At 61.3% G+C, this 11,589-nt stretch carries 10 protein-coding genes and 2 pseudogenes; all 12 read right to left on the reverse strand.

Features of this window, described 5'->3' with window-relative positions; translation table 11 throughout:
- Positions 1–34: 34 nt before the first annotated feature.
- A complete protein-coding gene (locus tag P3R82_RS06265; protein WP_283193451.1) occupies positions 35–982 on the reverse strand; it encodes a dihydrodipicolinate synthase family protein in 948 nt (315 codons plus the stop codon).
- 16 nt (positions 983–998) lie between these two features.
- Positions 999–1,952 carry an oligopeptide/dipeptide ABC transporter ATP-binding protein gene (locus tag P3R82_RS06270; protein WP_283193452.1) on the reverse strand — a complete coding sequence of 318 codons (954 nt, stop codon included), beginning with the start codon at positions 1,950–1,952 and terminating at the stop codon, positions 999–1,001.
- Between the two features lie 3 nt (positions 1,953–1,955).
- Complete coding sequence (locus tag P3R82_RS06275; protein WP_283193453.1) at positions 1,956–2,981, reverse strand: ABC transporter ATP-binding protein; 1,026 nt, start codon at positions 2,979–2,981, stop codon at positions 1,956–1,958.
- Positions 2,981–3,898: a dihydrodipicolinate synthase family protein gene (locus P3R82_RS06280; protein WP_283193454.1), complete on the reverse strand. Its 918-nt coding sequence runs from the start codon at positions 3,896–3,898 to the stop codon at positions 2,981–2,983. The genes P3R82_RS06275 and P3R82_RS06280 overlap by 1 nt, the downstream gene beginning before the upstream one ends.
- Positions 3,899–3,917: 19 nt before the next feature.
- Positions 3,918–4,793, reverse strand: coding sequence for an ABC transporter permease (locus P3R82_RS06285; protein WP_283193455.1), 876 nt, complete (start codon positions 4,791–4,793; stop codon positions 3,918–3,920).
- Between the two features lie 3 nt (positions 4,794–4,796).
- Positions 4,797–5,756, reverse strand: a complete 960-nt coding sequence (locus tag P3R82_RS06290) for an ABC transporter permease (RefSeq protein WP_283193456.1) — start codon at positions 5,754–5,756, stop codon at positions 4,797–4,799.
- A 61-nt stretch (positions 5,757–5,817) separates the two neighbouring features.
- Positions 5,818–7,407 carry an ABC transporter substrate-binding protein gene (locus tag P3R82_RS06295; protein ID WP_283193457.1) on the reverse strand — a complete coding sequence of 530 codons (1,590 nt, stop codon included), beginning with the start codon at positions 7,405–7,407 and terminating at the stop codon, positions 5,818–5,820.
- Positions 7,404–8,136, reverse strand: a pseudogene (locus P3R82_RS06300) (FadR/GntR family transcriptional regulator). Before P3R82_RS06300 ends, P3R82_RS06295 begins: the two are co-directional and overlap by 4 nt.
- 298 nt (positions 8,137–8,434) lie before the next feature.
- Positions 8,435–8,674, reverse strand: a pseudogene (locus P3R82_RS06305) (carbohydrate ABC transporter permease); the annotation flags it as partial.
- Positions 8,675–8,762: 88 nt separating this feature from the next.
- Positions 8,763–10,286 (reverse strand): putative N-acetylmannosamine-6-phosphate 2-epimerase, encoded by a 1,524-nt coding sequence (locus tag P3R82_RS06310; RefSeq protein ID WP_283193458.1) that lies wholly within the window; start codon positions 10,284–10,286, stop codon positions 8,763–8,765.
- A gap of 67 nt (positions 10,287–10,353) precedes the next feature.
- Positions 10,354–10,527: a UTRA domain-containing protein gene (locus tag P3R82_RS30215; RefSeq protein ID WP_349294035.1), complete on the reverse strand. Its 174-nt coding sequence runs from the start codon at positions 10,525–10,527 to the stop codon at positions 10,354–10,356.
- A complete protein-coding gene (locus tag P3R82_RS06315; RefSeq protein WP_349294036.1) occupies positions 10,455–11,102 on the reverse strand; it encodes a GntR family transcriptional regulator in 648 nt (215 codons plus the stop codon). The genes P3R82_RS30215 and P3R82_RS06315 overlap by 73 nt, the downstream gene beginning before the upstream one ends.
- Positions 11,103–11,589 lie beyond the last annotated feature (487 nt).

An 11,589-nucleotide genomic window follows, 5' to 3' on the forward strand; every position in this document is an offset into this window, starting at 1 on the left:
GGCGAGCCTCGTATGCCGCGCGTGCTCCGGCTCGCTACCGCACCTCGGAGACGAAGAGTTCCGGAACCATCCCGATGACGACGTCTCGAAGGCTAGCGGCCCGGTCCATGTCAATCGATCGATACGGCCAACGCAACCTGCTGGAAACCGGGGCCCAGGCGCCAATGACCGTGAGCAACTTGTCCAATGCCGCGTTCGAATAGCCCTGATCGCGCCGGAACGGCACGATATGGCGGTCCATGAAAGCGCAGATGCGCTGCTCGATGTCGAGAGCGGAATCGATGTCTGTCTTCATCAACTCGGTCCACATCTGGGCACCTTTCGGGCTCAGGCACGCGACGTTGGAAAAGGCCCCCGCGGCAACCCCTTCCTTCACGCCCGTCGCCAGGTGATGACCCGGGATGAACAGGCTGTATTGGCCCAGATGAGCCCGAGCCTCTGTATACCAATCTGCGTTGCCATCGGCGAGCTTGATGCCGACAACGGAAGGGCAGGGAGAGCAAATGTCGTTGAGCTCCCTGGGGCCGAGTACGCGCTTGGCATGCGGCGGGTTGTAGAGGATCAACGGGATGCCGTCCGCGGCCTCGGATGCCCGCTTCAGGAAGTCGATGGCTTCGAGATCGGTGACGGGCCACCAGTCGGGAAGAATGACCTGGATTGCCAATGGCTTCAGCAAGACGGCGCGGCGCAGACGCGAGAGCATGATGACAGGAGCGGGCTGGCAGGCACCGATCACGAAAGGCATCCCGGCTGCCTGGCAGCGACTGGCCAGAATTTCCTGGACTTGGTCATACTCGTCTTCGGTCTGGTTGTGGAATTCGCCGGCCGTTCCATTCGAATAGATGCCGTCAACTCCAGCCGCGATCAGGGCGTCGATTTCCTTTTCGAGAGCGGCAAAATCGATGCTGTCGTCTTCAGCGATCGGCAGGACCAGGGTTGCCCAGTTGCCGGAAATTGGATGGCGCCGCGCGGCCTTGGTCATCGTGTGTCTTTCTCTGTCAGTTCAGATCATCGCGGATGCAGGCCTTGAAATGACCGGGCCTTATTTCTCTGAGCTCGGGTATGATGTCAGCGCATTTTGGCAGGGCGTTGGGACAGCGGGTGCGGAAGACGCAGCCGCTTGGAGGGTTGGCAGGGCTCGGAATGTCGCCCTTCAGTATCTGCCGGTTGCGCGGAGCGCCGGGATCAAGCGAGGGGATCGCCGAAAGGAGCGCCTTCGTATAGGGGTGCTGGGGCCGGGCGTAGAGTTCGGCGCTCGGGGCGATCTCCATGATGCGGCCGAGATAAAGGACGATTACACGGTCACAGATATATTCGACCACGGCGAGATCGTGGCTGATGAACAGCATGGTCAGGCCGAGCCGCTGCTGCAGATCACGCAGCAGATTGATGACCTGCGCCTGGATCGACACGTCGAGCGCCGAGACCGGCTCGTCCGCGACGATGAACTCCGGGGCAAGCGTCAGGGCCCGGGCGATGCCGATACGTTGGCGTTGCCCGCCTGAAAATTCATGAGCATAACGATTGACGGCATCGGCCGGCAGATCGACCTGCTCCAGCGCCTTGCGAGCCCGTTCGGCCCGCTCCCTGGAGGTGCCGATCCTCTGTATCTTCAGGCCTTCGGTGAGGATTTCGCCGATTGTCATGCGCGGCGAGAGACTGGCAAACGGATCCTGAAAGATATACTGCATCCGTGGTCGCGCGCGCCGCAGTTCGGATGCGGATAGTTTGGTGATATCGCTTCCCGCAAAGCGAACGCTGCCGGCGGTCGGTTCGACCAGCCGCAGCACGGCGCGGCCGATCGTTGTCTTGCCGCTGCCCGATTCTCCAACCAGACCGACGACTTCGCCCTTGCCGATCTCGAAGGAGATGCCGCGCAGGATCCTTATCGTCTTGCCGCCGGAAACATAATCCTTTGCAAGGTCCCGGACCGAAAGGAGTGGTTCGCTCATCGTCTAGATCTCCTGCCAATGGATGCAGCGGCTCTTGTGCTTTGCATCCACGTCGAAAAGCGGCGGTATGGCGCGACGACAGTCCTCTGTCGCAAAGCGGCACCGCGGTTCGAAGGCGCAGCCGGGCGGCATGTTTCCAAGGCTCGGCACCACGCCCGGAATGGCGTTCAGCATCTCCCCCGCCTGCTTCATGCGGGTTGCGTCGCCGAGCTTCGGCATCGATGCGAGGAGACCCATTGTGTAGGGATGCCTCGGATTGCGGAAGACGTCTGCCACCGGACCCGTCTCGACGATCCGGCCCGCATACATGACGGCGACCCGGTGAGCGATTTCGGCGACCACGCCGAGATTATGGGTGACGAACAGCATCGCCATGCCACGCTCGCGCTGCAGCCTCTGCAGAAGCTCGAGGATCTGCGCCTGGATGGTGACATCGAGCGCGGTCGTTGGTTCATCGGCAATCAGCAATGTCGGATCGCAGGCGAGCGCCATGGCAATCGTGGCGCGCTGGCGCATGCCGCCGGACAGTTCGTGCGGATACTCATTGGCCCGGCGGCGCGCATCCGGAATGCCAACGATGTCGAGCAACGCGATTGCCGCTTCCATGGCGGACTTCTTGTCCGCCCGGCGGTGAATACGCAGAGGCTCGGAAATCTGGTCGCCGATCGTGTAGACCGGATTGAGGCTCGACATCGGCTCCTGGAACACCATTCCGATATCATTGCCACGAATTGCCCGCATATCCGGTTCGCCAAGAGCGGTCAGTTCGCTGACCGTTCCGTTTTTCCGTTTCAGATGGATCGAGCCGTCCGCAATCTGGCCGATCCCGCGGGTGAGGAGGCGGATGACCGAGAGGCTCGTCACCGACTTGCCGGAGCCGGATTCGCCGACGAGCGCCAAGGTCTCGCCGGCGGCAACCGTCAGATCGACGCCGTTGACGGCCGTCACTTCGCCCGAGCGGATGCGAAAGACGGTTCGCAACCCCTTGACGTCGAGAATGGTGCCAGCCGTCATGGTCATCGCTTCCATCAGGAAAGAAGGCCCGTAGCGCGCAGGATGTCGTTGATCCTGGCGGTCTCGGCTTCGTTCAGTGCTGCACGCGGACGGGGCATGAGGGCAGTGTCGATGATGCCGAGGCTCTTCATCGCAGCCTTGAAGGCGCCGATGCCGGAGGCTCCGCCACTGACGCGGCCGCTTCCCACCCAGACGATCTCGAACAGCTTGCAGAGGCGTTCCTGCTCCTTGCGGGCGGCTTCCCAGTCGCCGCTCTTCGCAGCGTTCCAGAGGCGGACATAGCCGTGCGGGTCGACGTTGGCGATTCCGGGCACGACGCCATGGGCACCCATGAGAAGCGCGTTGTCGACAACGATCTCGGAGCCCGTCATCAGGAAGATTTCCTTGTTGCCGGCGAGATCGAGCAGGACATAGCGGAAATTGCCGTCGTCGCCGCTGGAATCCTTCAGGCCGATGATCGTGCCTTCCTTGGCGAGCGTGACTGTCGTCTGACGCTGCAGCTTGACGTGGACGCAGACCGGAATGTCATAGGCGATCAGCGGCACATCGACGGCGTCGCGGATGAAGCGAAAGTGATCGAGGATCTCGCTCTGGCTGGTGACGGTATAGTAGGGCGCCGTAACGACCACGGCATCCGCCCCCGCCGACTTCGCGATCCTCGTATGATTGATGACGAGATCGGTCGTCGCGTCGATCACGCCGACGATCAGTGGTACCCGCCCATTGTTGACCTTGGCCGAGTGTTCGATGATCTCGCGGCGCGTCTTGGCATCGTGGAAGACGACCTCGCTGGTGGAGCCGAGAACGAAAAGCCCGTGGCACCCCGCTTCGATAAGATTTTCGAGAACCCGCGTGTAGGACGGATAGTCGACGGTGAAATCCACATTCAGCGGTACGACGACAGGAGGAACGACACCCTTGAACTTGCTCATTTTAGCTTTCTTTCGATGGTCAGTTTAGGTCCGCGCGAGGGTCGAACGCGTCGCGAAGACCATCGCCGATGAAGTTGATGGCAAGGACGGTGAGGACGAGCGCCCCACCGGGAAACAGCCATTGCCAGGGATATTGCTCGAGGACGGCGGTCGAACGGGCTGCATTCAGCATGTTGCCCCAGCTTGCCGCCGGCGGAGCGATGCCGAGCCCGAGGAAGGAAAGTCCGGCCTCCAGCAGGATCGCATTGGCGATCTGCAACGTTGCGAAAACGACGAGGATATCGATCGAGTTCGGAAGACCGTGCCGGAACAGAAGATGCGGGAGCCCGGCGCCCATTCCTCTTGCCGCGGTGACGAAATCACGCTCGCGAAGCTCCAGAAGCCGCGCGCGAACCATACGGGCCAGAAGAGGCCAGGAGAGCAACGAGATGACGAACACCGTCGGGACGATGCCGGTTCCCGCTATCGAGGCGAGTACCAGCAGGAAGATGACCGGCGGAAGGGTCATGACGAGATCGACGAAACGCATGGTGAATGCGTCCGTGAGTCGGCCGGCAAGAGCCGAGATTGCGCCCACCAGGAAGCCGATAGCAGCGGAGATCACCGTCGATGCAAGCGCAACCATCAGCGATATGCGGCCACCTTCCAGGACACGGGCAAATATATCGCGCCCGACGCCGTCGGTGCCAAACCAGTGCTTGGCACTCGGCCCGGCATTCATGGCGAGGAGATCAATGTCGTTGGGCTTGAACCCCAGCCAGAGAGAATAGCTGAGGATTGCAGCCAGCACAGGAACGATGATCGCAACGCCGAGGAGTGCCGCCCTGTTCAGACAGAAGCGGTCGAAAGCGCGTGCCAGCGGGCCGGGACTGCGTTGGGGTGTTCTTGCCAGCATCGCTTAGCCCACCTTGATGCGCGGATCGATCACGGCATAGGCAAGATCGGTCAGGATGTTGACGAAGATCACGCAGGCGCCGATCACCAGGGTCGAGCCCATGATCACGGGATAGTCGCGCGTCTCGACGGCATTGACCATCAAGAGCCCCATGCCAGGCCAGTTGAAGACGCTTTCGATGAAAATGGCGCCGCCGATGGCCAGCCCGATGGTCGAGCCGATCAGCGTTACCACGGGCAGCAGCGCATTGCGGGTGGCGTGCTTGACGATCACCCAGAACTCGAACACGCCTTTCGCACGGGCGGTACGGACATAGTCCTGGTTCAGCACTTCCAGCATCGAGGCGCGCATATACCGCATGATCAGCGCCGTCTGAGCTACCGCCAGGAGGGATGCCGGCAGGATCAGGTGATAGAGCAGGTCGCCAAGAGAAAAATCGCGCCCGGGCGTCAGCATGCCGCCCGAGGGGAGAATGCTGAAATAGACGGAGAAGAGATATAGGCCGACAAGCGCACTCAGGAAAGGCGGGCTGGAAATGCCCGTCACGGCAAGGATGGAAAACGAGAAGTCGGCAATGGAATTGCGGCGCACGGCGCTGATGATGCCCGAGGCGATGCCGGCAACGATTGCAATGGCGATCGCCGTTCCCATCAGCAGGACAGTCGGACCGATGCGTGAGAGAACGAGACCGAGGACGGGTTGATCCGGACGCTTCGTGGAGTAGCCGAGATTGCCGGTAAGAGCCTCCTGCAGCCAGGCGAGATATTGAACCGGCAAAGGCTGATCCAGGCCGAGCCTGAGGCGCAGCTCCGCAAGCACGGCCGGAGAAACCGGAACGTTGGGGTCTATATAGGCGTCGATCGGATCGCCGGGTGTGAGACGCAGCATCACGAAGATCAGCACGCTCAAGGCAACAAGCATGCCCACTCCGATCAGCAAGCGCCGGAGACTGTAGGTCAACATGAGATTTCCGCTTCAATGAGGTGGCGGCATTGGCCACCACCTCTTTGCTGTTAAGGCATCCTCACTCGGAGATCGCCCACTTTTCCGGCTGTGCCTCGTAGGGCCCACCGCCCGGTGCTGGAGTCCAGACAAAATCCTTGAGCTTGCTGGAGACGACGCCGTAGCGATTTGCGACCCAGAGCGTGCCCCAGGGCAATTGGCTGTTCATCACCTTGCAGACATCCTGATAGCGAGCGTCCCGCTTTCCGGCATCGGTTTCGGCAAGAGCCGCATCGAGTGCTTTCGTCAGATCGGGCATGCGGACACGCGCAACATTCGGACCCGCCGGCGGAATCTGCTTCTCGTTCAGTCCGACATTTATACTGCCCGGATCAGGGCCGTTCTGCAGGCCCGCATAGACCATCTGGAATTGCGCTGTATCCGGCTTCGCGTTGAGCACGATGCTGTTATAGGTGGGCGTGTCGACGGCGCGGGGCGTGACGTTGATGCCGACCTGCGCCAGCATTGCCTGCACCGCCGCCATGACATTCGCGGCAAGAGGCGTCGTATAATAGGTCAAGAGGGTTATCGGCTTGTCGCCGTTGATCTTATCCCAGCCAGCCTCTGCGAGCAGGGCCTTTGCCTTCTCGGGATCGTAGGCATAGGTTTCGACATCTTTCGGCACGATCTGGTCGGCAACGTAGGCGCAGTTTGCCTGCTTTGCCGCCCCGCCATAAAGGCTCTGGATGATGGCATCGCGGTTGATCGCATACATCACCGCCTGGCGGACGCGGAGATCCTTCCAGATCGGCGAATCGTGATTGAAGCCGAGATAGTTGACGACGAAGGAGTCGCCCTCGATCACCTTGAAGTCGCTGCTGTCCTTGAAGGCCGTCAGATCGTTGGCGTCGACATAGGTGAATTGGATCTCGCCAGCCCGCAAGGCTGCGATGGCGGCCGCCGGATTTGCGAAATAGCGGTTGATGATCTTCTCGAGGGCCGGCTTTCCGCCGCGATAATCGGCATTGGCGGCGAGCTCGACATATTGGTCGTTCACATACTTGGTGAACTTGAATGGACCGGTCCCGATCGGTGACGTGGACCACCAGCTATTCTTGGCGAGCTGATCGGCGGGGATCTGTGAAAGCGCGTGCTCCGGGAGCATCATGACCTTGGTCAAGGTGTCCATCAGGCTGGCCGAGGGCGCCGAAAGCTTGATCACGAGCGTTTTGTCATCAGGTGCCTCCACCGAAGAAACGGCGGTCAGGCGCGCAGCCAGCACCGAGCCGGTCTTGGCATTCTGCGCCAGACCCATCGTGAACTTCGCATCCTTGGCGGTAAATGGCTTGCCATCGTGCCACTTGGCATCCGCGAGCTTGAAGGTATAGGTCAGCTTGTCGGGGGTGACCTCATAGGACGAGGCGAGCTTGCCGACGACTTTCTGGAGCTTTTCGTCATAGGTGACGAGGGGCTCGAAATAGATGCTGAGCCAGGTGAAGCCGCTTGTCGCCGCGAGTGGATTGAAATTGCCCTGGAAGCCGCCGGGGCCGACGTCGAAGCCCCCCGACAAGGTCGCCGCCTGCGCCCGAGCGGCAACGAAGACCGGAACGGCGGTCGTTGCCATCATCGCGGCGAGCGTAATGGCGGATGATAGTCTTGCCAGTCGATTCATCGTGTTCCTCCCACATTTGAATTCGTCTTGTTGGCGGCGATAACCTGCAAGATGCCTTCGTAGTGACGGTCCATGCGCCGCTGCGCTTCCGCCACGTCCTTGGCTTCGATCGCCTCGACGATCGCGGCATGATCCTTCCAGGTTGAAAGGGGGTCGATATTTGCGAGATTTACGAAATCGGATGCCTTGTAGAAGGCAAGCCAGAACACATCGAGCAGGCGGGCCAGCATCTCGTTGTTCTGGCACCGGAACAGCAGCGTATGGAACTGCTGGTCGTCAGCAGCGAAAGATTCTGCCGCGCCGAGCATGTTCGCCCATCCGATTTACAGTTGCCCGCAATTCCAAAATGTCTTCATCGCCGATCATCTCGAGCGTCTTGCCGATCAGCCCGACTTCGAGCGTCCGACGGATCTCGATGACTTCCTCGATCTGTCGAAGCGCGCCGCCGAGGCCATAGGCCAGGTTGTCGAGCAGCGGCTCGAACGAGAACGCCTTCACGAAGATCCCGATGCCACGTCGCGATTCCAGCACGCCGACCGATTCCAAGGCCTTGATGCCTTCGCGCAACGAATTGCGGCTGACCCCGAGCTGCGTCGCAAGCTCCGACTCCGGCGGCATCATCGTGCCCGGCTCGAGCCCGTTGTCGTCTATGTATGCCCGCAGGCTTTCCTGCACGGAAACGTGAAGCAGGGGAGCGCGTGTCAAAGGTTTGATCGACTTAAGGGCCATGCTTCTTCCGGCTTTCTATCAGGGTCAATAAGTAGATATCCACTTGTAGGATATCTGTCAACTGGATGAGTTTCCGTCGCTCATCGCGATCCGAAGAGGGCGCGACAGCCATTGGCAGAACTCAGAGGATTGCGGCCGCGGACCGGATCGCCGGGACGGCGCCCGTGATGGTGGATGTTGGCGATTGGCAAGTGGCCAAGGCGTATGCAAAAGGGCATGGCCGCTCACGCCGGCGATAGAAGGTGGCCAGGATCGAAACCGCTGTTGCAGCCGACGCTTTACCGAGCATCGGGCGGCGTCAGCCCTTGACGGCACCCGATGTCATCGAACCCGAGATCTGTCGGTACATCAACAGCCCAAGCAGGGCGGGAGGCAGTGCACCAAGTGTCATGACTGCCGACGCCACCCCCCATTGCACGCCGCCACCGCTGGCGGCGAAGAAGAACGATGCGCCGACGGTCATCGGCACCGCCTTGTTGGTCGTCAACATCAGCCCGAACAGGAACTCATTCCAGGCGGTGATGAAGCCGAAGATGAAGTGCAGGGAAAGATCGGTCGGAACGCCATATTGCTTGCCGTCGAACCGGCGCCATATCGGCCTGCAGCTTGTCGCAGAAGTCGTCTCTTCATGCTTTGGTGCGCGCCAGATCCGCGGCGCCGACGATGCCCGCGCGACTGCCGAGTTCCGCCGCGACGAGGTCGGGAGTGATGCGTGAATTCAAGCCACCAAGCTGTGACCGCACCTGATCGAGATAGCCAGGAGCGAGGCCGATGCCGCCGCCGATGACGATCCGCTTCGGATCGAGCATCAGCTTGATATCACGGCAAAGCAGGGCAACGCGCCCGGCGGACCGCTCGACGATCGCCTTCGCCCAGATCGCGCCGTTCGCAGCCTCGGCAAACACGGTCACCGCGTCAGCGTGATGGCCGGCCGCTTTCGCCTGTGCGGCGATCCAGAGGCCGGATGTCATGTCTTCCAGCGGTTCCGCGTCCTGCGACGGACCGCGGATCAGGCCGAAATGACCGGCGAGGCCGGAGGCGAGCCTGCCATTGATGACGATGCCGCCGCCGATCCCGGTCGAGATCGTCAGGAAGACGATATCCTCGCCGCGTCCGGCGCCGAACCTGTATTCGCCCCAGGCTGCTGCTTGCGCGTCGTTGATCGCTGTGACGGGCACCCCGAGACGGTCCCTTGCGTGCGTCACCAGCGGATAGTTGTCTGGAATCCCAAGGGTTGCCGGATTGAGCGCCGACCAGCTGCCGGCTTCGACGAAGCCGGTCACGGCTATACCAGCGCGGACGAAGTGGCCGGTCCACCCGGCGGTCTCGGCGGCGATTGCGTCCAGCCAGGCGTCAGGACCGTCCGCGCGCCGCGTGCCCACGACGCGTTCCTCCAGCACTTTGTCGTGGTCGACGAGGGCGATCATTGTCTTGGTCCCGCCGATATCGATCGCGAGGACCGGCTTGGCCGCGGCCCCGCGCGCCGAGAACGCCGCCTCGATCGCCTCGCGAAACCAGGCCGTCGAATGTTCCGTGCGGGTGATGGCGGAGCCGACGACGACCGCGAGCGCGCCGGCATCGGCTGCACGCGCCGCCTGCTCCGGTGTGCGAATGCGGCCCTCGGCGATCACATAAGGCGTCAGCGCGCGCATCGCAGAAATCAACGCGATATCGGGTTCGACCGGTTCGGGCCCGCCGACATAGCCTGACAGCGTTGTGCCGACGAAATCGACACCGGCGGCCAGTGCGCGCTTGGCATCGTCGAGCGAGGAGCAATCCGCCATGGTCAGCTTGCCCCTGGCTCTTGCCGCAGACACCAGCGCTTCGACAGGTGCAGGGCGAATGCGATCGGTCGCGTCAAAGGCGATGATGTCGGCGCCCGCATCCGCCAGCGCCTCGACATCAGCGATAAAGGGCGTAATGCGCACAGGGCTGTCGTCGAGATCGCGCTTGACGATGCCGATGATCGGCACTGTCACATGCGGCCGGGCGGCTTTCACGTAGTCGACGGATTCAATGCGGACGGCTCTTGCGCCAGCGGCCGCTGCGGCATTGGCAAAGCCGATGACGAAGCGCGCATCGTCCATCGGGCCGTCGGGCACCGGCTGGCAGGAAACGATGAGGCTGCTTTTGATGTCTTCAGGCTTCACGGGATGCTCCATTTCGGAGATCACGATAGATAGAAAATACCAGATAGCAACCAGTTAATGACTGGTATCATCGCTGCAGTTCGAAGACGAAGTCGTAAACCTCGCCCTTGTAGCGGGTTTCGCACAGCTCGACGGTCTGGCCATCCGCCAGGTAACAACGGCGCTCGGTCACCAGCAGCGGTGAGCCTGCCTCGCAGTGAAGGTGGTCGGCATCTTCGGCGGTCGCCGCTCGCGAGCGCATGCGCTGGATCGCCCGTTCCGGCATGAAGCCGCGGATTCCAGCACCTCGTAGAGCGACTGGCCAATCAGGTCGGGTGAGGGCACGAAGCGGACGGGGACGATCGATGTCTCCAGTGCTATCGGCAGGCCGTTCGCGGTTCGAATCCGCTTCATCCTGATCACATTGGCATTTCCCGCAATTCCGAGTGCCATCATCTCGGTCGAAGACGCGCGGGTTATCTGCTTTGATATCCAGATACATCCAGGCATCTGGCCTCGGGCGCGGATATCCTCGGAGAAGCTGGTGAGCGTGGAAAGAGATTTCTCGACGCGCGAGCCGATTTCCGTTTTGAAGCCATGGCGGCGGTTCAGCAGGCCCTCCTCGTCAAGCAGTGCCAAAGCTTTGCGCACGGTTACGCGGGAGAGCGAAAAAGTCGCGGCAATCACCCTCTCGCCAGGCAGGACGCTGCCGGATTGAAAGGCCTGTGTCTGGATCGCCTCCTCGATTGCCAGCTTCAATCGCTTGTAGCGCGGGATATCGGCTGGAAGCCGGTCAAGAGACTTCCCGATTGCATCGATGACCTGATTGTCTGTCATGGGAAATCCGCCGAAGGAGAACTCAAGAAAAATCAACTGGATGTATACTGGTATTATCCCGCAGGCGCAAATGCACGCTTCGTGGGGCGACGAGTTGTGCGACGCCGCCCCCCTCGGGAAGCGTCCGAAGGTGCGGTACTGATTTTGAATTGGAGTTTAAGGCTGAGACGCGCGGCGCATGTTTCGAAGACGGAGGACGCGGAACTTTACTCTTTGCCCGTCGAAGCATTTGGACTTGCGTCACTCGTGGTCGACAAGTTCGAGGCACGCTCGAAAGTATGTCATTTCAAATGCTTGAGCTGTCAGTCTAACGCCCGCCGGCTCGGTCCTAGCAGGAGCAACATGACATAAGCAAATCGTACAGACTGTCGGCGTTGGCGCCGAGCGCGCTGATGACCTCACATCCCGAAAATTCGCCGGGGCCTTTCGGCCCCAGCGCTATTGCTTCCATCACTGGCGGGAGGTCAGGTCGTCGGGCAATTCGGCG

It is taken from the genome of Rhizobium sp. AN80A, from assembly GCF_030053015.1.
In the GTDB taxonomy this organism is placed as follows: Bacteria; Pseudomonadota; Alphaproteobacteria; order Rhizobiales; family Rhizobiaceae; genus Rhizobium; species Rhizobium metallidurans.